We start from the raw sequence: 18,725 nt of genomic DNA, 5'->3' as shown, positions 1-18,725 counted from the left end.
AGGTATGGTAGTGTGCTCACCCTACACGAGCGAGTCGCCGTCACCCGAGTACAGCACGTCGCCGAGCACCGATTCGACGAACGACGCCTTCGCGTTCGTGTACTGACTCCGCTCGTCCGGGTGCGCCTCGGCCAGTTTGCGCTTGCGTCGCTCGTACTCGGCCGCGAGGTCGTCGTCCGCGCGGAGGTCGTCGCGGAAGGCGACCTGCTCGCGGTGGCAGTCGCTCCCGACTTCGGTCAGAGAGAGGTAGTGGGTTCGGCGTTCGGGCGGGCCACGGACGAAAAATCGGCGGCCGGGAACGTCGTCGTCGGGTCGTTCCTCGTAGCCCGCGGCTTCGAGCGCCCGCGCGACGCCGCCAGCGTCGTCGCGGTCGGAGACGAGGACGAGCAGGTCGACGATGGGTTTCGCGGCCAGTCCCGGAACCGCGGTGCTCCCGACGTGTTCGAACCGGATGCCGTTCTCGTCGTCGGCACAGAGTCGCGGTCGCAGACGCTCGACCTCGCGCTCGTACGCCTCGCGCCAGCGCGGGTCGTGCGTGACGAGTTCGACGGTGCCGCGGGCGAGGCCGAGCGATGGAGACGGCTCGGCGTCCTCCGCGGACCGGTCCTTGCGGTCGTCGTCGCTCATAGCGGAATCGGGAGCCACTGGAGCGCCGCCGCGACCCGGTCGGGCGGCAACAGCGGTGGGTGGAGCACGAGCCAGTCCAAGAGGATGAGGCCGCCGCCGTGGGCGACGATAGAGGGGAGAATCGAGTCGCTCTCGTAGTCGACGAGGCCGAACAGCACGTCCGTCGGGGCCGACAGGAGAAGCTCTATCGGCGGCTTGCCGACGTGGTGGAAGGCGTAGAGAATCGGACTGATGAGGGCGCTCTTCCGGCCGATTTCGCGGACGCCGACGCAGAGCAGGCCGCGGTAGTACGTCTCGGCCGCGACGACGACGAGCAACTGCTGGGCGGCGTGCGGGAGAAACTCCGCGAGCGCGGTCGAGGTGTGCCACATCGGGTAGTACGTCCGAATCGACGGCAGGCTCGACCCGACGAGGTAGAAGGGGAGAACGAACAGCGCGAGGAGAACCGTGTTGCGGAGCGCCGCGCGGTCGACGTTCCAGCCGAGGTTGCGGCCGTGGGCGAGCGCGAGCGCTCCGGGTACGAGGATGAACAGGAGGGCGTCGTGGACCGCGCGGTAGGTGAGGTCGCCGGCGGGAAGCGGCCAGAGACTCCACGCGGCCCCGACGACGCCCCCGACGATGAGGGCGCGGTAGAGCCACGGGAGGCGGGCGAGCCGGCGGCGCAGCACCGTTATTCCGTCTGGACCGGGCCGCGGCCGACGATGTCGAGCACGTCGTCGACGAAGGTCTGTCGCGTCTCGAAGTAGGTCTCGTCGGCCTCGGCGAGCACGTCGTCGAGGGTCTGGGGACCGTCGGGCGTGCGGATGACCGCGTCGCCTTCTTTGTTCAGGATGCTGCTCTTTTCTTGCGGCCACGTCAGTCGGGAGGCGACGCGCGCGAGGGGCGCACCTTCGACGGACGCGCCCGTACCGAGTTCGACGGCGGGTGCCTCGTCTGCTTCCTCGTCAGCCATGCGCGAGAGTTAGCCACCGCGCATGATAATCCCTTCGAGATTCGCATGCACGATGACGGGCCGGCGACGCGTCCGGCGGGCTGGTTAGGGATATCGACAGCCCGCGACGTGTCGAGAAACAGATAATCGTCTGACGCATCGTTTTAGGGGCTGCTTTCGTAGTCGGGGCCATGACCAGTCTTTCGGAGGCGTACCACGGCGGCCGGGGCGGGCCGAGTCTCCGACGGCTGTCCCTGGGCTTCGGGGGCTTCCTCCTCGGCGTGTTGCTCGTCGTCGCGGGCATCGTCGTCGCGACGACCGACGTGTACACGTCCGGCGGGGCGACCCTCGGCGAAGCGCGCGAACTCGGGGGCATCCTCGGAGGCATCGGCGTCCCCGCCGTCTTCCTCGGCGTCCTCGCGGTCCTCCCCGCGAGCCGTCGAACCCGCGCCGCGTCGCTCATCGGGGCGAGCATCGCCGTTCTCGGCGTTGCGCTCTTCTCGCACGCCTACCCGTGTCAGTGGACCGGCGCGACCTGCGGGGCCGGCCTTCCCGACCTCACCCTCGAAACCGTCGGCGTCTACTTCTTCGGCACGGTCACGACGTTCTGGTGCCTGTTCGTCGGCGTCGCCAACTTCAAGACGCGGAACGACCCCGGCGGCACGGCCACAGTTCAGGTGACGAAGAAGGGCGAAACCCGCGTCGTCGAAGTCGAGAAGTCCGGCGGCGGTCTCGGTGGAATCGGTTTCCTCGGCGGCACGCCCGACGGGGACGTCCAGACGCAGACGAACAGCGCCGGGGCCACCCCGAACGCCGGCGCGACCGACGGCGGCGCGTCGACGCAGGACATCACCCCGCTTGACGCCGAACCATCGGCCTCGGCCTCGGCGTCGCCGGACGGGTCGAACGCCCCCGACGCCTCGGCGGCGAGCCAGTCCGGCGTCGACACCGTCCAGTCGAGCGATTCCGAGCGTTCGCCGGCGGGCGCGGCCGACCACCCCGCCGCCGACCGCCCGGCGACCGCCACGGTCGGCGACCGCTACTGCGGCAACTGCACGTACTTCGAGTACGTCCGCACCTCCGACGGACTCAAGCCCTACTGCGCGGCCCACGACGAGATGATGCAGGACATGGAAGCCTGCGACGAGTGGTTCCCGCGCCGCCGCGAGTAGTCCCGCCAGCGAACCGACACACCGCCGGCGCACCGCCGACCGTCACTGTTCTCCGCCGTTCAATCTCGCTTCCACGTCGCCCCAGTGACTCCCGCGCCAGAACACCTGCCCGCAGTCGCGACACCGCCACAGCGCCGTCTCAGCGGGACTCGGCGCGTAGTCGGGAACCGACTCGTCGCGGCCGACCGCCTCCACGCGGCCGTTACAGACGCCACATCGCGACGGTTCCTCGTCCAACGAGACCGCGAACCCGACTGATTCGAGTTCGCGGAGTTGCGCGATTGGCTCCCGTTCGGTGAGGAGGACACTCCGCGAGGCTCGCTCGGCCAGTCGCACGTCGCGGGTGAGAAGGACGCGCCCCTCGGCGTCCGCCCGCGCGAGCAGGCTGTCGTCGCCGGGGTCGGTTCGGGGGTCGTGGTTACCTTCAGAATCACCCGCCTCGTCCTCGCTGTCGAGCACGTATTCGGCGTCGTAGCCGCACATCCGCAGATATGTGGCGAGTTTGCCGAGCATCACGTCCACGAGGAGCGCGGTGTCGCCGGGTGCGGCGCGGTCGACGCCCGAGGCGACCGTGCCGGGGTGGTCGGCCCCAACGTCGTCGGTCACGCGAGGAAGTCAGACAGTTCCTCGACCGACCGCGCGTTCAGCACGTCCGCGGTCTCGACCCAGCCGCGGCGGGCCGTGTGGACCCCGTAGCGGGCGTGGTCGAGTTCGGCCGGTCGGTGGGCGTCAGTGTCGATGACGACCGTCGCGCCCGCCTCGACGGCGATTTTGAGCGCCTCACCGTTCAGGTCGAGGCGGTACGGGCTGGCGTTGAGTTCGAGCGCGACGCCGTGTTCGACGGCGGCCTCGGCGAGTCGCTCGTAGTCGAGGGGCAGGCCGGGCCGCTGGTTGATGAGTCGGCCGGTCGGGTGGCCGAGGATGTTCACCGCGGGGTGTTCCATCGCGGTGACGAGTCGCTCGGTCGCCGTCTCGCGGTCCTGGTCGAGCGCGCTGTGAGGCGAGGCCACCACCACGTCGAGTTCACTGAGCACGTCGTCGGCGACGGAGATGCCGCCCTCGGCGTCGATGTTGGCCTCGACGCCGGTGAACACCGCGATGTCGGCGTCTTCGCCGACTGCGCGGACCTCGTCAATCTGGTCGAGCAGGTCGTCGTCCTCGACGCCGACGCCGCCGACCATGCCGGGGCCGGTGGCGTGGTCGGTGACGGCGTGGTAGTCGTAGCCGCGCTCCGCGGCGGCCGCGACCATCTCGGCGATGCTGTTGTCGCCGTCGGACCAGTCGGTGTGGGTGTGGAGATCGCCGCGGAGGTCGCCCTCCGCGAGGAGATCTGGCAGGTCGCCGTCGGCGGCGCGCTCGATTTCGCCGGTGTCCTCGCGCATCTCCGGCGGGACGAGCGGGAGGTCGAGCGCGGCGTACATCGACTCCTCGGTGTCGCCGGCGACGCGGGTTCCGGCCCGCGGGCCGTCGTCGGGGTCGTCCACGTCCGAGATGTCGAACATCCCGTACTCGTTCATCTTGAGGCCGCGGTCGATGGCGATGTTGCGGAGGTGGACGTTGTGGTCCTTGCTCCCGGTGAAATACTGGAGCGCCGCGCCGTACTCCGCGGGGGCGACGACGCGGAGGTCGACCCGAATCCCGTTCACCCGGACGCTCGCCTTCTGCTCGCCCGCCTCGATGGTGTCGCCGACGAGGTCCCACGCGAGGAAGCGGTCGATGACCGCCGCGGCGTCGGCGCTCTCGGCGAGCACGTCGATGTCGCCGACCGTCTCGCGCCACCGCCGCATCGACCCCGCGGGTTCGACCCTGCCGACGGCGTCGTGGTCGCCGAGGTACGCGAGCAGGTCGTCGGCGACGGGTCGCGCCTTTCCGAGCAGTTCGCGACCGGTCGCCTCGCGGGCGAACTCGATGCCGTCGAGGATGTTCGCCTCCGTCTTCACGCCGAATCCCTTGACCTCCTGTATCTTTCCGTCGCGGGCGGCCGCTTCGAGGTCGTCGAGGTCGGCGACGCCGAGCGCCTCGTACAGTTTGCCGACCGTCTTCGGGCCGACGCCCTCGACGCTCGTCAGGCCGGCCATGTCAACCGGCAACTCCTCGCGGAGTTCCGCTAACTCCTCGATGCGGCCGGTTTCGACGTACTCGACGATCTTCGAGGCGATGGCGTCGCCGACACGGTCGATTTCCTGGACTGCGTCCTCGCCCGCCTCGGCGAGTTCCTCGACGGGCTTCGGGTACTCGCGGACGTTCTCGGCGGCCCGGCGGTAGCTCGACGGCTTGTAGGCCACGTCTTTCGCCTCCAGCAGGTCGGCGAACTCCTCCAGCAGGCTCGCTATCTCGTCGTTTCGGCTCATCGGCCCCCTCGCTTGCCCTTGCCGCCGTCGCGGCCCAGCGCCTTCTTCAGGAAGTTCATCCAGCGCTTCTGGTCTGCGGCGTTCTGGCGGTGTTCTTCCTGTTCGAGGTCGACCGGCCGAAGCTGTTCGAGGGCGTTCAGCGCCCGGTCGATGCCGACGATGTCCTCGGCCAGTCGCCGCCCCTCTTCGTAGCTCACCTCGTTGTCCTCGATTCGCTGGAGCCGTTCGAGGCGCTCGCGGCGGAGGTTCCGCTTCGCTTGGTCGACGCGTTCTCGCTCCCCCGACGGGATGGTGTCGCGGCGCTTTATCTCGAAGACGAACTCCCTGAGGTCTATCTCCTCGCCTTGGACCTCGATGCGATCGGGAATCTGCGTGCCGACGGTCGCACCCTCCCGATTGACGCGCTCCAAGAGCTGTTTACGCTCGAACTCCTTCACGTCCGATCGTTGTCCCGCGCGGCACTTCGCTCCTTCGCCCGGTCCGGCTCAACTCTCTCGATCCGCTGAGCGTCCTGCCGAGAAACAGGTCCGAAACCCCCGAATAACGGTTATTCTCTCGGCCGTCGTACTCTCTTCTGAACCATGTCAATTGACACCAATCCACATAATAGTGCCGACGCCCCGGACGCCGCCGGCGACTCGCCGGCTGCGTTCGTTCAGGCCCGGCTGTACGCGTTCTACCTGCTCACGGTCGTGACGCTCGGGATGGCGGCCGTCTTCGTCAGCGAACTGCTTTCGTTCGCCATCGTCGGCTGGGGCGCGGGCGGCGACGTGCTCGCCGAGCACCGCCTGCACCTGATGGTCATCGCGGCGAACGTCTGGATAATCATCCTCGGCGTCGCGAGCCAACTGTACCGCCCGCTGAAGCGCGTCGCGCTCATGCAGGTCGCCTTCGCGGTGACGACGCTCGTGCTCGTCGGAACCATCGTCGGCGGCGGGCCGGTCGAGGAGGTCATCCCCTTCTTCGTGCTCACCGGGCTCATGGTGCTGTTCCACCCCGCGGGCCGCGATATCGTCTCGGTCGGCGACGACTACAGCCCGGCGCTCCTCGGCCTCGTCGCGGTCGCGGCGCTCCCGGTGCTCGCGTTCGCGGTCAACCAGTTCGGCCTGCAGGCGACCGGCGACATTCACGCCGTCGCCGGCCACTACATGGAGATGACGACGATGGCAATCGGGCTGTTGCTGCTCGGCCTCGTTTCGGCCGCCGGCGCGCCCGGCCATCGCTTCGTCGCGTGGCTGACCGGCGGCCTCGCCGTCTACTTCGGCGCGGTCTCGCTCGCGTTCCCGACGCAGGTGTCCAGCGTGGGGATGATGTGGGCGGTCGCGCTCGTCGCGTGGGGGCTGGCGTTCGTCGTCGCGAGCGAGCTTCGGGTCAGCGGCCGGACCGCTGTCGCCCAGGAGCGCCCGTTCTCGATGCCCGGGCAGCCGCGGGCCTAGGCTTTCCGCGAACGGTCCCGCACGCGCACCGCCGACCGGGCGAGATAGCCTGATTCGCGTCTGACACGTCCTCGTCGGCGTCACCGGTCGCTCCCGCCCGGAGAGATTCGCCGCTTTCTCCGACAGCGGCCCCGTATCCGTCGTCTCTCGTCGCAAACTCCGGCGGAGAGACGAACCTTCTTATGGTTCTCTTGGATACCGTGAGGTATGGGTTTGTTCGACCGACTCCGCGGCAAAGACCACCCCCGCGTCGCCTTCATCGGCATCGACGGGGTCCCGTTCACTCTCCTCTCTGAGCATCCCGACGAGTTCCCCAACTTCGCGGCGCTGGCCGACGCGGGCTCGGCGGGCGACATCGACAGCATCGTCCCGCCCGAGTCCTCGGCGTGTTGGCCGGCGCTCACGACCGGCGTCAACCCCGGCGAGACCGGCGTCTACGGCTTCCAAGACCGCGAGGTCGGCTCCTACGACACCTACGTCCCGATGGGTCGGGACGTGCAGGCCACCCGCGTCTGGGACCGCGTCACCGATGCCGGCCGCAAGGCCACCGTCATGAACGTCCCCGTGACGTTCCCGCCTCAGCGCAACGTCCAGCGCATGGTCTCCGGTTTCCTCTCGCCCGGCGTCGACAAGGCCGCCTACCCCGACGACTTCCGCGACGCGCTCACCGAGATGAACTACAAAATCGACGTGAACGCGAAACTCGGTCACGACGACGACAAGACCGCGTTCATGGAGGACGCCCGTAAGACGCTCGACCGGCGCTACGAGGCGTTCGAGCGCTACATCGACCAGGACGACTGGGACCTCTTTTTCGGCGTCTTCATGACGACCGACCGCGTCAACCACTTCCTGTTCAAGGACTACGAGCGCGACGGGAAGAACAAGGACGCCTTCATGGAGTTCTACCGCACCGTCGACGACTACCTCGGTCGCATCCGCGACGCCCTTCCCGAGGACGTGACGCTCATCGTCGCGTCCGACCACGGCTTCACCTCGCTCGACTACGAGGTCCACTGCAACACGTGGCTCGAGGAGAACGGCTGGCTCTCCTACGAGGACGACGACCACGACTCGCTTTCGGATATCGACGAGGACTCGAAGGCGTACTCGCTCATCCCCGGCCGGTTCTTCATCAACCTCGAAGGGCGCGAGCCCCGCGGGTCGGTCCCGCAATCCGAGTACGAGGACGTCCGCGACGAACTCAAGGCCGAACTCGAAGCGCTCGAAGGGCCCGACGGCAACAAGGTCGCAGACCGCGTCGTCGTCAAGGAAGACGCCTTCCGCGGCGACCACGACGACATCGCCCCCGACCTCGTCGTCATCCCGAACCACGGCTTCGACCTGAAGTCCGGGTTCAAAGGCCACGACGACGTGTTCGGCGTCGGCCCCCGCAACGGCATGCACTCGTTCGACAACGCGACGCTCTACGTCGACGACCCCGGCGCGGTCATCGAGGACGCCGACCTCTACGATATCGCACCGACCATCCTCGACCTCATGGACATCGAGTACAGCCGCACCGAACTCGACGGCGCGAGCCTCATCCAGCAGTAAGCGACCGCTTCGGCTTCCGGATTCGTTTTTTCGCAGTCGCTCGCGGCGATTCGCGGTTTACTGCCGGACTGCGCTCCGCACGTCCCGTTCCAGTCGGTCCGCGTGGGCCAGTCGCATCTCCCGCGCCTCCGCGGCCGTGACCGTCTCGCGGCCGTCTATCTCGTGCGACACCGGGCTGTAGGCATCCACGTCGAAGCCCATCCGGTCGAGGTACGACCGCACCGCCTCGGAGTCGAGTCCGTCTTCGATGGCGGCGTTGACGTAGCCGAGAACCGCGTCGAACTCGGGAAGGACGACCTGGTCGTCCGCCACGCGCCCCCTGTCACCCTCGATTCTGAGTTCCGCGTCGTCGAGGCGGTTCACCACGTCCGCGACGCTGTTCGCCAGCCTGAGCACGTCGCTCGGGAGGCCGCAGTCGGGCGAGCGCCACTCGACCGTGCCGAACTCGGCTCTGAGTTGCACCGGCGTCCAGATTGCGCTCTCGGGGTCGAAGTTCGCCTCGATGGTCGCCCGGTCGACGCCCTCCTCCTCGGCGCGCACGAGGAACTCCTCGAACCGGCGTTCGAGACGGCGCGACCACTCCCGCGTGTCGTCGGCGTAGCGCCACAGCCGACCCTGATGCGGCACGTCGTCGTAGGTCATCCGCCGGTACAGCTTCGACCGCGCGCCCGCCGCCAGCCGCTTTCCGTCGTAGTACGGCGAGGAGTTCACGAGCGCCAGCGCGGGGTCCAGCGCCACGAGCGCGTTGTACTGGTCGATTTCGCGGCCGGGCCGCTGTTCGACGTGGACGTGCGTCCCCACGCAGTGCCGCGCGTACTGGAAGTCCGACCCGACGACGCGGTTCTGGATGCGGGTCCGGTCGCTCCGGCGCTCCGTCACCGCCTCGGAACTCACCGGCGTGGCGAGCGGGACGAGTCGCTTTCCGACCTCCTCGGCCCGCGAGAGCACGTCGCCGAGTCGTTCGTACAACTCCGCGCGCAACTCGGCCCCCGAGTCACACGGCGTCGTCTTCACCTCCAACACGGGCTCGACGAACTCCCGTTCGGCCCCCGGCGAGGCGTCGAGCAGGTCGTCCGGGTCGCTGAACGACCCGTCGTCCTCGACGACCCAGTACTCGACTTCGATACTTCGCCGGAGCGGGTCAGTCGATTCAGACATGATGACACCGGTGGCGTGCCGAGTCGAGTCTCACACGTATCGTTTCGTCCCACCCACCTCCAGTTATTGTTAACACATAGCACGGATTGGCGGCATGACGGAAAAATCATTCGCAGATTGAGGAGGAGACCGCCATTCGGTGGACGAACGTCTTGAAAACGTGAGATTATGTGGTCGTTAGTCGCGTCAGTGGCGGCCGGTCGCTATCACAGCAGGTCATCGAGGTCGTCGTTGTGCCACATCTCTTTGGGATCCTCTCGTTTCTCGGTCTTGGCCTGGTCGATGGCCTCGCGGGCGCGTTCCATGAACGACTCGACCCGCTCGGAGCGCTCGACGCCGCCGAGGAGGACGAGCGACGCGAGACGGCCGCTCTCCAGCGGGAAGTCGCCGCCGCGGACCTGCAGACTGCCGGTCTCCTCTTCGACCCAGCGGCGCGCTCGCTCGACGCCCTTCCGCGGGATGGTGTCGGGTTCGCCGGCGGCGATGACGAGCGCGGAGTCCGCGTCGCTCGCGTCCGGCAGGCTCGTTCCCGTCAGGACGGCGCGGCGGGTCGTGCTCATGATGGTGTTGATGTTGTCCTCGGCGTCCGGGGAGGCCTCGGCGCTCGCGTAGCCGAGCGCGGCGATGCCCCCGGAACGGAGGGTGTTAATGACTTCGGAGGTGTCGACGACGCTCTCGCCGACGCCCTCGGTCGCCTCACCGGCCGCCAAGAGCAGACCGACGCGCCGGGCGATGGCCTCGTTGATGGCGTCGTAGCCCTCGCTCATCGACTCGCCGGACGAGCGGAAGGCGTCGTTGTCGACGAGGAGGACAGCGTCGGACTCGCGGGCGATGGTCTTGAGCGACCGACCGGCGTTCACCTGATACATCGCCCCCTCGTCCTGTCCGGGCAGGATTCCGAGGACGTACACCGGCACGTCGTAGACGCGGCGAAGCGCCTTCGCGAGGACGGGTGCGCCGCCGGAACCCGAGCCGCCGCCGAGCCCGGCGACGACGAAAATCGATTCCGCTTCGGCCGTGACGCGGCCGTCGAGGGCGGACATGATCTCGGTCTGGTCCGACTCCATGACCTCGGCTCCGAGCTCGTTGTCGCCGCCGACGCCGTGACCGTTGACGCGGTCTTGGCCGATGAGGACGGTCTCGACAGGAAGCGGCTGGAGGTCCGCTTTTGCGGTGTTCACCGCGACGGCGTCGAGTACCGCGCCGAACCCCATCTGTCGGTCGAACGACTGGAGAGCGGTGGTGAGCTTCCCACCCGCTTGCCCCACACCAATCAGGACGGTTTTCATACCACAATCCACTCCGTCGCTCGTCTTGAACATTCCCCACGGGCGAACTGTTCGACCGCTCGGGTCGTGGTCGGCTCCGACCGCGCCGGAGCTTTATATCAGATGACGGGACCAGGCCGCCACATGACGACCGACCCAGTCCACTTCGACGCTAACGGTGACACAGACACCGGAACACCCGCTTCCCGCGGACCGGTCGCGGCGGACCACACCGCCGACCGCACTGCCGACCTCGCCGCGCGGCTCGACGCGGTCGAGCGAACCCTCACCGACGGCGACGCCGACTTCTCGTCGCTGGAGGACCTCGCGGCCGTCGAGCGCCGGGTCTCCGAACTCGAATCGTCGGTCGAGTCGCTCACCGAGCGCCTCGACGAGATGGACGCCGCGACGCAGGCGATGCGCGGCTACCTCGGCGGCGTCCGCGCGGTCAACGAGGACGTCGAGCGACGGGCGAACGCCGCGCTCGCCAAGGCCGAATCGCTCGAAGCGGAACTCGTCGACGAGACGGCGTCTCCCACACCCTCTTGGTCGGCCAACGCGCTCGCCGCGGAGGCGGCGTCCCACGCCGAACGACCCACCGAGGGGCGCGGCGGTACTCCTAGGCGCGAATCCGACATTCACGCCGCCGACTCTCGCGACGACTCCGCAGACCGCGGACTGGCCGCCCGTCTCCGCGACGCGCTGTGATTCGCGTCGTTCTGACGTGTCTCCTCGCGGTTGCTATCGCCGGCGTCGTCTTCCCGGCGGCCGACGCCGCGAGAGCGGACGCGACGACCGTCACAATCGGCTCGATGGCCGACGACATCGCGCACGCCGCGACGGCGCTCGCGGCCGCGGAAGACCCGACACCCGCCGGTGTGGCGGGTGCGTGCCGTCACGTCGTCCTCGACGTTCCCGCCGGTTCGTGGCGGGCCGCCGGCGTCTCCGAACTCGCGGTTCGCGGCGGCGACGGCGTCGAGCTATCGGCGAGCGTCGTCGGCGGCCCGACCGTCGTCCGCCGCGTCGGTGGGCCGCGGATTCGTGTCGTCGGCGACCGACTCGTCCTCGGGCCGGGCGAACACCGCCTCAGACTGACGCTCGAAGCCGACGCGGGCGGTTCTGTCGTCGTTCTCGCCCCCGCGACGGCCGACCCGCCGGCGGCGTAGGTTCAAATACCCGGACGGGACCACGCCCCCGTATGCCCCTCGACTCCTCTTCCATCGGCTCCCTCTCCGAAACCGTCGCCGCGGCGCTCCCGAACGCGCTCGGCGACCGACTCGCCGACGTGACCGGTGCTCGGGTCGCGCCCTGCGATTCGACCGACGGGTGTGGCTGTGTGACCGCGTTCTCGACGCCCACGGACCGCCCCGACGACGATACCGTGACACTCGCAGTCGACGCCAGCGGCTGCCCACATCGCGGGTCGCTCTCGACCGCGCCCGCCTGTCGAGCGACGGTCGTCGAGGCGCTCGAAACCCGCGACGCCGACCGGCTCGTCGTCCGCGCCGACGGACTGGAACGCCGGTACGACGACGCCGCGACCGGCCTGCTCGTCGCCGCGGGTCGATTCGCAGAGCGCGTCCGCTTTCGCGACGACCGCCTCGCCGAGCGCGCCCGCGAGGACCCACTCGGGGCCGCCCACGAGGCAACGGGTCGCGCGGGACCGGTTCGCCGCGCGGCCGTCGAAACCGGCCTCGCGGAGGGCGCGTCTCGAAGCGCCGACTACGGCGACGCGCTCCGGGCGGTCATCGGCCCGACGCTCGCGCGCTCCCGTGTCGACCCTCGCCCCCCGTCCGACGGGCGACTCGTCGGAACGACCGACCTCGCCACCGGCGCAGTCGCCCGCCGGTACGAGTGCCCGCGCGGTCCCGTCTACCACCTCACGCCGCCCGAATCGACGCTCGACGAGCGCGCCGCGCGCACGCTCGAAGCCGCCCACGACCAACTCGCCCGCGGCGCTGTCGATGCCGGCCCGCGCGCGCCGGGCCGTGCCGTCAGACTCGTCGCGGACCCGGACGACCCGGTCGAGACGCTCGCGGCGATTCTGGCGAAGCACACCGCGGGCCACGGCGTCCTCGACGACCTGTTTTCGGACCCCACGGTCTCGGACGTGTACGTCTCGACGCCCGCCGACGAGAACCCGATTCGCGTCGTCGCCGACGGCGTCTCGATGCCGACGAACGTCCGCCTCGCGCCCGGCGGCACGGAGTCGCTTGCCTCCCGCCTGCGTCGCGTGAGTGGCGCGTCGTTCTCCCGTGCCGACCCGACACTCGACACCGTGGTCGAGGCCGGCGGTGCGACCGTTCGGGTTGCGGGCGTGACCGCGCCCGCAAGCGACGGCCTCGGTTTCGCGTTCCGCCGCCACGACGAGACGCCGCTGACGCTCCCCGCGCTCGTCGCCAACGGGACGCTGTCGGCCGACGCCGCGGCGCTCTGCTCGCTCGCGGTCGAACGCGGTGCCTCGGTCCTCGTCGCCGGGTCGCGCGGGGCCGGCAAGACGACGTTCCTTGGGTCGCTCCTGTGGGAACTCCCGCGCGACGTTCGCACGGTACTCATCGAAGACACGCCGGAGCTCCCGGCGTCGAGCCTGCTGGATGCCGACCGCGACGTGCAGGCGCTCCGAACCGACACGACCGGCGGCCCGGAGCCGACGCCGCAGGAGGCGCTCCACGCGGCGCTCCGACTTGGCGACGGCGCGCTCGCACTCGGTGAAGTCCGGGGCGAGGAGGCCGCCGTCCTCTACGAGGCGATGCGCGTCGGCGCGAACGCCAACGCGGTCCTCGGGACGATTCACGGCGACGGGGCCGCCGACGTGTGCGAGCGCGTCGTCTCCGACCTCGGCGTCCCGGCGTCGTCGTTCGCCGCCACCGACCTCGTCGTCACCTGCGAACACGCGGACGCACACCGCGTCGCCCGCGTCGAGGAGGTCCGCCCCGTCGGTGACGACGCCGCGTTCGAGCCGCTGTTCGAACACGACGGGCGCGCCCTCGAACCCACGGGGTCGGTCGCCCGCGGCGACAGTCTCGCGGTCGAATCCGTGGCCCACCCCGGCGAGTCGTACGCGGACGTGCTCGACGCGCTCGACGCCCGCGCCGCGCGTCTCGAATCGCTGGCTGACACGGGACGAACGACACCGGACGACCTCGCCGCGGCCCGCGCGGAGCGTGGTTCGGGATGCTGAACCCGGACACGGCCACGAGCGCGAGCGCGGACGCCGCTTCGACCCGGATACTTCACGCGGCCACGACGACGCTCGCACGGCTTTCGCCCGACTCCATCGACGCCGAACCGAGCGACGAACTCCACCGGTCGCTCGCGTTCCTCGGCTCGAATCTCGCTCCCGAGACGGTCGTCGCCGCGGGCTACGGCACGGCCGCCCCCGCCGGATTGCTCGGCGGAGTCGTCGCTCTCCTCGCTCGGCTTCCGACCGTGACGGTCGTCTTCGTCGCGCTCGCGGCCGCGCTCGGTGCGGCCCACGCGGTTCACACCCTCCCCGTCTGGCTGGCGACGCTCCGCCGGACGCGGGCACTCGGGAACGCGCCGGAACTCGTCGGCCGTATCGCACTCCGGATGCGGATCGAGCCCTCGGTCGAGCGGGCCAGCGCGTTCGCCGCACACGGCGACGACGACCCGCTTTCGGCCTCGCTCGCCGCACACGTCGACCGCGCACGCGGGACGCCGACTGCGGGGCTCTCCGAGTTCGCCGACGCGTGGCGCGCGTGGTTCCCGGCGCTCGACCGCTCGACTGCGCTCTTGCAGACCGCCGCGGACGTTCCCGCCGGCGAGCGCGACCGGGCGCTCGACCGGGCCCACGAGGTCGTCCGCGAGGGCACCCGCGACCGCCTCGCCGACTTCGTCGGCTCCGTCCGCGGGCCGGTGACGGCGGTCTACGCCTTCGGCGTCCTGCTCCCGCTCGCGCTGGTCGGCGCGCTCCCGGCCGCCCGCGTCGCCGGCGTCGGCGTCACCGCCGCGCACGTCGCCTTCGTCTACGACGTGGCGCTTCCCGCGTGCCTCCTCGCCGCCGTCGGATGGGTGCTCGTTCGGCGGCCGGTCGCGTTCGCGCCGCTCTCGGTCGACTCGTCCCACCCCGCGGTCGACGACCACCGTGCTCTCGGCGTCGTCGGTGGCACAGTCGCCGGCATCGTCGGCTTCGTCGCCGCCGACGCGCTCGTCGCGCCGTGGCTCGCGCCGCTCGCCGCCGTTGGCCTCGGAACCGGAACCGCGCTGTTCGTCGCGGCCCGTCCGGTCGTGGCGCTCAGAGCCCGCGTCCGCGCGGTCGAAGACGGCCTCTCCGACGCGCTCTACCTCGTCGGCCGTGCCGTCGGCGAGGGCGAGGCCGTCGAATCCGCGCTCGCCCGCGCGGCCACCTCCGTCCCGGGCGAGACGGGCGACCTACTGAACGAGGCCGTCGGCGTCCAGCGCCGCCTCCGCGTGGGCGTCGTCGAATCTTTCCGCGGCGAGTACGGCGTCCTCGAATCGACGCCGAGCTCCCGCGTCGCGGGCGTGGCGACGCTCCTCGGACTCGCAGCCAGCGAGGGCCGCCCCGCCGGCCGCGCAATCGTCTCGATGGCCGACCAACTTTCGGCGCTCTCCCGACTCGACGCCGAGGCCCGACGCGAACTCGCGTCAGTCACGGAGACGCTGTCGAACACGGCGGCCGTCTTCGGGCCGCTCGTCGCCGGCGCGACCGTCGCGCTCGCCGACGGGATGGCCCCCGCGAAGACGCTCGACCAGACGGCCGTCGCAACGCCGCTTTCGACCGCCGACCTCGGGCTGGCCGTCGGCGCGTACGTCCTCCTCTCGGCGGTCATCTTGACGACGCTCTCGGTCGGCGTCGAACACGGTCTCGACCGCCACCTCGTTGCCTCCCGCGTCGGCCGCGCGCTCGCGTCGGCGACGACGACGTTCGCAGTCGCATTCGCCGCCGCGGGAACACTCGTTTGAGTCGCGGTCTTCGCGGCGCTCGTCACCGGTTTCGTTTCCGTCGCCATCTCGTGCTGAGGTTTATATACTCGAACGGGACCACCCCGGTCTATGCTCGACGCACCGCTCGATACGCTCTACACGTGGGCCGCGCTCTCGCTGGCCGCGACCGTCCTCGTCGGGACGGTCGCCGGCCTCCCGACGACACCCGCGCCCGACGCCTCGGGAGTCGCCGACGCCGTCGACGCCGTGGCCGTCGCCGAGTACGACGCGACCGCCGAACACGACCTCGATGCCGACGCCGTCCGCCTCGGCGCGCACCGAATCGGCCTCCGAAACGACGGCGGCGCGGCACACGCCGCGTTCGCGTTCGGCCCGGTGACGCCGGTAACGCCCGACTCCCGACTCGGGTCGGTCGCCGCCGGCGCATCTCCGAGCGCCGTCTTCGACTCGCCCGCCGCGTTCGCCGCCGCGGCCGAGACCGCACGCGACCGGAACGCCTCGTGGCACCCCGTCAGCGAACCGCTCGTCGTCCGCCACATCAGTTGGGAGGGAACGGATGTCACTATCGTCTCGGCGTAGGGCACAAACCTCGCCCGTCGCCGCGCTCACCGCGTTATTCGTCGTCTGCGCGGCGATTTCGGGCTACGCGACGGTCCTCGACGACTCGCTGCCGACCACCGACCGCGACCTCGCACCGGCGACGCTGTCGAACGTCGAATCCACCCTCACCGACGACTCGGGCGTCGTCGCCGTCTCGCGACTCTCGGACGCGCCCGACGCCTGTCCGGACGGGTTTTCCTGCCGCGTCGTCGTCGCGGTCGACGGCGACCGCCGAGCCGTCGGCCCTGACGCGCCAACCGAGGCCGACGCCGATTCGACCCACGTCAGCGTCCGCGTCGAACCCGGTCGCGTCGGCTTCGGAACGCTCCGGGTCGAGGTGTGGCGATGACTGACCTCGTTTTCGACGTGACCGTCTGCCTGCTGCTCGTAAGCGCGAGCATTGGCCTCGTCGTCACCGCGGACGCCGGCGCGGGTGCAAGCGCCAACCACGCCGCTATCGACGCCAACGGGGTCGCCTCGTCGCTGGCGACGAGCACCGCCACGGTCACCTACTCGCTCGCCCCCGGTGTCGAGGCCGCGGACCCGTCGCTCCTCGATGCCGGCGGCGTCGACGCCCGTGAACTCGACCGGACCGCCCATGGCAGCCTCGCCGGCCTCCTCGCCCGCGCGACGCTCGGCGCGGTCACCGTCGACGGCGTTCGCCTGACCCGCGCCCGCGACGACTTCCGGACGCGGACCGCCGCTCGCGTCGCCTCTGAACTCCCGACTCGCGGCGTCTCCGTCGCCGTCGCGTGGAGGCCGTTCCCCGGTGCGCCGGTCCGCGCGACCGACACGCTCGGTCCCGAACCGCCGTCCTCGACGACGGTCCACTCCGCGACGCTCGACGTGCCGAGCGGGTTCCCCGCCGCCCGCGAAGACGCGCTCGCCGCCAGCGACGACAGCTTCGACGCCGTCGCTCGCGTCGTCGCAAATCGGACCGTCTCGGGGCTGTTCCCGCCCGCGCTCGCCCGTCTCGCGCTCCGGGGCGACGAGCCGGTTTCGACGCTGATGACCCACCGGTACGAGCGGGCCGGGACGCTGGTGAACGCCTCCGTCGCGCCCGAAGTCGCCCGCGAGGAGACTCGCGCCGCCAACGCCGACCTCGCGGCGGCGCTGGCCCCGCGCTTCGCCGACGCGATGCGCGCCCGGTACGACACCCCGCGCGCCGCCGCCGAGGCCGTCTCCGTCGGTCGCGTCACTATCGCCGTCAGGACGTGGTCAGCGTGAGGCTCGCCGACGACAACCGCGGTCGGGTTCCCTTCGCCCTGCTCGGCGTGTTGCTCCTCGTCGGGAGCGCGACGTTCTCCGGCGCGCTCGCGGGTCACGACCCCGTGGCCGACCGCCGCGTCGACGACGCGATGGACCGCGCGACAGCACAGGCCGACGCCGCCGTCCGCGCGGCCGTCGGCGACGCGGCTCGTGAGGTCGCGGCGAACCCCGTCACCTCGCCCGCGAACACGACCGTCGGACGACTGCTCTCCGACGAGCGCCCCTTCCGCGACTATCTCAGGCTCCGCATCGCTCTCGCCGCGACGGAGCGGCTTCGGGCCGTTTCCGTCGCCAGCGGCGACGTGAACGCGACCGCGACCCTGCCGCGACCGACGAACGAGTCGACCCTCCGCGAGGCGATGGATCGCGTCTCCATCTCGGGCCGCGAGAACGGGACCGTCCTCGTCGCGACCGTCGAGAACGTCTCGGTCGAAGTCGTTCGCGGCGGTCGCACCGTCGCCGCCGAGTCCGTCACCGCGACGGTCGGCGTTCGGACGCCCGTCCTCGCGCTCCACGACCGAACCGAGGCCTTCGAGCGCCGTCTCGACGCGAACGCGCTGGACGGCGGGACGCTCGACGCAACGGTGACGACGGCGCTGTGGGCGTCAGCGTGGACTCGTGGCTGGAGCCAGTACGTCGGCGCGCCCGTTGACAACGTCGTTTCGAACGATCACGCGGCACTGGCGACGAACGCCGGCGTCCTGCTCGCCGAACAGCAGGCGTTCGGGGCGACTGACGCCGACGCCCGCGGGGCGACCGGTCGCGCCGCCGTCCGCGCCGGTGCCCAGAGCCTGCTCTCGCAGACCGGCGTCCCCGCCGCGCCCGAACTGGCGAACACGCTCCCCGCACCCAATCCGTCCGCCGAGTCGGCCGCGAACGAGATTCCGACGAATCGGACGATCAACGCCTCCGTCGGCTCCGCGGCCGACCACGCGCTGGTCGGTCTCCTCGACGGCCACGGCGACGCGCCCGCTTACGACGACGTGGTCGCGGACGCCCATCGTGCCACCGTCGCAGTCGAAGCCGACGCGACCGTCGTCGCCCGGAGTAATGACCCGTCGGTCGACCTCGGAACCGAATGGGAGCTCGTCGACACCGCGACCGAGGCGTCGTCGTCGGTCGAGACGGTGGCGACGCGAACGCCGGCGCTCGAAGCCGACACAATCGTCGTCGACGCCGGCTCCCGAATCGTGACGACGAGCGAGACGACCACCCGAACGTGGCGGCGGGGCAACGAGACGTTCTACACCGAGGAGACGACGGAGACGGAGACGCGCGTCGACCTCGCGGCCGTCGTCGACCCGGCCGACCTGTCCGCCCCCGCGCGACCCATCGACCCGGCGGTTGAGCCCGGCGGCGCGCTCGCCGGCGAGAACTTCGCCGCGGCCGCCGACGCCGCCGAGGACGCGGTTTCGACCCGCGGCGGCTTC

At 70.6% G+C, this 18,725-nt stretch carries 18 protein-coding genes and 1 pseudogene; 11 read left to right on the top strand and 8 right to left on the bottom strand.

All coding sequences use genetic code 11. The features are described 5' to 3' along the window. Positions 1–21 precede the first annotated feature (21 nt). From AM590_RS09130 to AM590_RS09120, 3 genes are read right to left on the bottom strand one after another with little or no spacing between them, the layout of a single operon-like run. Positions 22–627, bottom strand: a complete 606-nt coding sequence (locus tag AM590_RS09130; RefSeq protein ID WP_058827215.1) for a GrpB family protein — start codon at positions 625–627, stop codon at positions 22–24. Then, complete coding sequence (locus AM590_RS09125; protein ID WP_058827214.1) at positions 624–1,295, bottom strand: type II CAAX prenyl endopeptidase Rce1 family protein; 672 nt, start codon at positions 1,293–1,295, stop codon at positions 624–626. The genes AM590_RS09130 and AM590_RS09125 overlap by 4 nt, the downstream gene beginning before the upstream one ends. A gap of 2 nt (positions 1,296–1,297) precedes the next feature. After that, positions 1,298–1,579, bottom strand: a complete 282-nt coding sequence (locus AM590_RS09120; RefSeq protein ID WP_058827213.1) for a DUF5789 family protein — start codon at positions 1,577–1,579, stop codon at positions 1,298–1,300. A 170-nt stretch (positions 1,580–1,749) separates the two neighbouring features. On the opposite strand from AM590_RS09120, the gene AM590_RS09115 reads away from it, so the two are divergent. After that, on the top strand, positions 1,750–2,730 hold the full coding sequence (locus AM590_RS09115; RefSeq protein ID WP_058827212.1) for a hypothetical protein: 981 nt from the start codon (positions 1,750–1,752) through the stop codon (positions 2,728–2,730). Between the two features lie 42 nt (positions 2,731–2,772). On the opposite strand, the gene AM590_RS09110 is transcribed toward AM590_RS09115, so the two are convergent. From AM590_RS09110 to AM590_RS09100, 3 genes are read right to left on the bottom strand one after another with little or no spacing between them, the layout of a single operon-like run. Next, the gene (locus AM590_RS09110) at positions 2,773–3,336 is read right to left on the bottom strand and encodes a Mut7-C RNAse domain-containing protein (RefSeq protein WP_058827211.1); all 564 of its coding nucleotides are present in this window, start codon (positions 3,334–3,336) and stop codon (positions 2,773–2,775) included. Then, on the bottom strand, positions 3,333–5,081 hold the full coding sequence (gene polX / locus AM590_RS09105) for a DNA polymerase/3'-5' exonuclease PolX (RefSeq protein ID WP_058827210.1): 1,749 nt from the start codon (positions 5,079–5,081) through the stop codon (positions 3,333–3,335). The genes AM590_RS09110 and polX overlap by 4 nt, the downstream gene beginning before the upstream one ends. Further along, positions 5,078–5,518, bottom strand: a complete 441-nt coding sequence (locus AM590_RS09100; protein WP_058827209.1) for a DUF5788 family protein — start codon at positions 5,516–5,518, stop codon at positions 5,078–5,080. The genes polX and AM590_RS09100 overlap by 4 nt, the downstream gene beginning before the upstream one ends. A gap of 144 nt (positions 5,519–5,662) precedes the next feature. Here AM590_RS09100 and AM590_RS09095 point away from each other — a divergent pair, with 144 nt between their 5' ends. Together AM590_RS09095 and AM590_RS09090 are read left to right on the top strand one after the other, a co-directional pair. Beyond that, positions 5,663–6,517 (top strand): hypothetical protein, encoded by an 855-nt coding sequence (locus AM590_RS09095; RefSeq protein WP_058827208.1) that lies wholly within the window; start codon positions 5,663–5,665, stop codon positions 6,515–6,517. Between the two features lie 207 nt (positions 6,518–6,724). After that, the gene (locus tag AM590_RS09090) at positions 6,725–8,074 is read left to right on the top strand and encodes an alkaline phosphatase family protein (RefSeq protein WP_058827207.1); all 1,350 of its coding nucleotides are present in this window, start codon (positions 6,725–6,727) and stop codon (positions 8,072–8,074) included. Between the two features lie 57 nt (positions 8,075–8,131). Here the strand turns inward: AM590_RS09090 and AM590_RS09085 are convergent, their stop codons facing one another. After that, a complete protein-coding gene (locus tag AM590_RS09085; protein WP_058827206.1) occupies positions 8,132–9,232 on the bottom strand; it encodes a glutamate-cysteine ligase family protein in 1,101 nt (366 codons plus the stop codon). A 206-nt stretch (positions 9,233–9,438) separates the two neighbouring features. After that, entirely contained in the window at positions 9,439–10,521 is a 1,083-nt protein-coding gene (locus AM590_RS09080) for a tubulin/FtsZ family protein (RefSeq protein ID WP_058827205.1), read from the bottom strand. 123 nt (positions 10,522–10,644) lie between these two features. Here AM590_RS09080 and AM590_RS09075 point away from each other — a divergent pair, with 123 nt between their 5' ends. The 8 genes and pseudogenes from AM590_RS09075 to AM590_RS09040 form a co-directional block, all read left to right on the top strand. Further along, a complete protein-coding gene (locus AM590_RS09075; RefSeq protein WP_058827204.1) occupies positions 10,645–11,208 on the top strand; it encodes a hypothetical protein in 564 nt (187 codons plus the stop codon). Further along, a complete protein-coding gene (locus AM590_RS09070) occupies positions 11,205–11,666 on the top strand; it encodes a hypothetical protein (RefSeq protein WP_058827203.1) in 462 nt (153 codons plus the stop codon). The genes AM590_RS09075 and AM590_RS09070 overlap by 4 nt, the downstream gene beginning before the upstream one ends. Positions 11,667–11,698: 32 nt before the next feature. After that, a complete protein-coding gene (locus tag AM590_RS09065; protein ID WP_058827202.1) occupies positions 11,699–13,681 on the top strand; it encodes a type II/IV secretion system ATPase subunit in 1,983 nt (660 codons plus the stop codon). After that, positions 13,675–15,444: a hypothetical protein gene (locus AM590_RS09060; protein ID WP_058827201.1), complete on the top strand. Its 1,770-nt coding sequence runs from the start codon at positions 13,675–13,677 to the stop codon at positions 15,442–15,444. The genes AM590_RS09065 and AM590_RS09060 overlap by 7 nt, the downstream gene beginning before the upstream one ends. A 90-nt stretch (positions 15,445–15,534) precedes the next feature. Next, positions 15,535–16,005, top strand: coding sequence for a hypothetical protein (locus AM590_RS09055; protein WP_058827200.1), 471 nt, complete (start codon positions 15,535–15,537; stop codon positions 16,003–16,005). After that, on the top strand, positions 15,983–16,375 hold the full coding sequence (locus AM590_RS09050; protein WP_058827199.1) for a hypothetical protein: 393 nt from the start codon (positions 15,983–15,985) through the stop codon (positions 16,373–16,375). The genes AM590_RS09055 and AM590_RS09050 overlap by 23 nt, the downstream gene beginning before the upstream one ends. Next, a complete protein-coding gene (locus AM590_RS09045; protein ID WP_058827198.1) occupies positions 16,372–17,253 on the top strand; it encodes a hypothetical protein in 882 nt (293 codons plus the stop codon). The genes AM590_RS09050 and AM590_RS09045 overlap by 4 nt, the downstream gene beginning before the upstream one ends. Then, positions 17,241–18,725: pseudogene (locus AM590_RS09040) on the top strand (hypothetical protein); the annotation flags it as partial. The gene AM590_RS09045 and the pseudogene AM590_RS09040, both read left to right, overlap by 13 nt.

The organism is Haloferax sp. Q22 (assembly GCF_001482285.1).
Lineage (GTDB): Archaea > Halobacteriota > Halobacteria > Halobacteriales > Haloferacaceae > Haloferax.
This window is presented reverse-complemented; position numbering and strand designations above follow the sequence as displayed.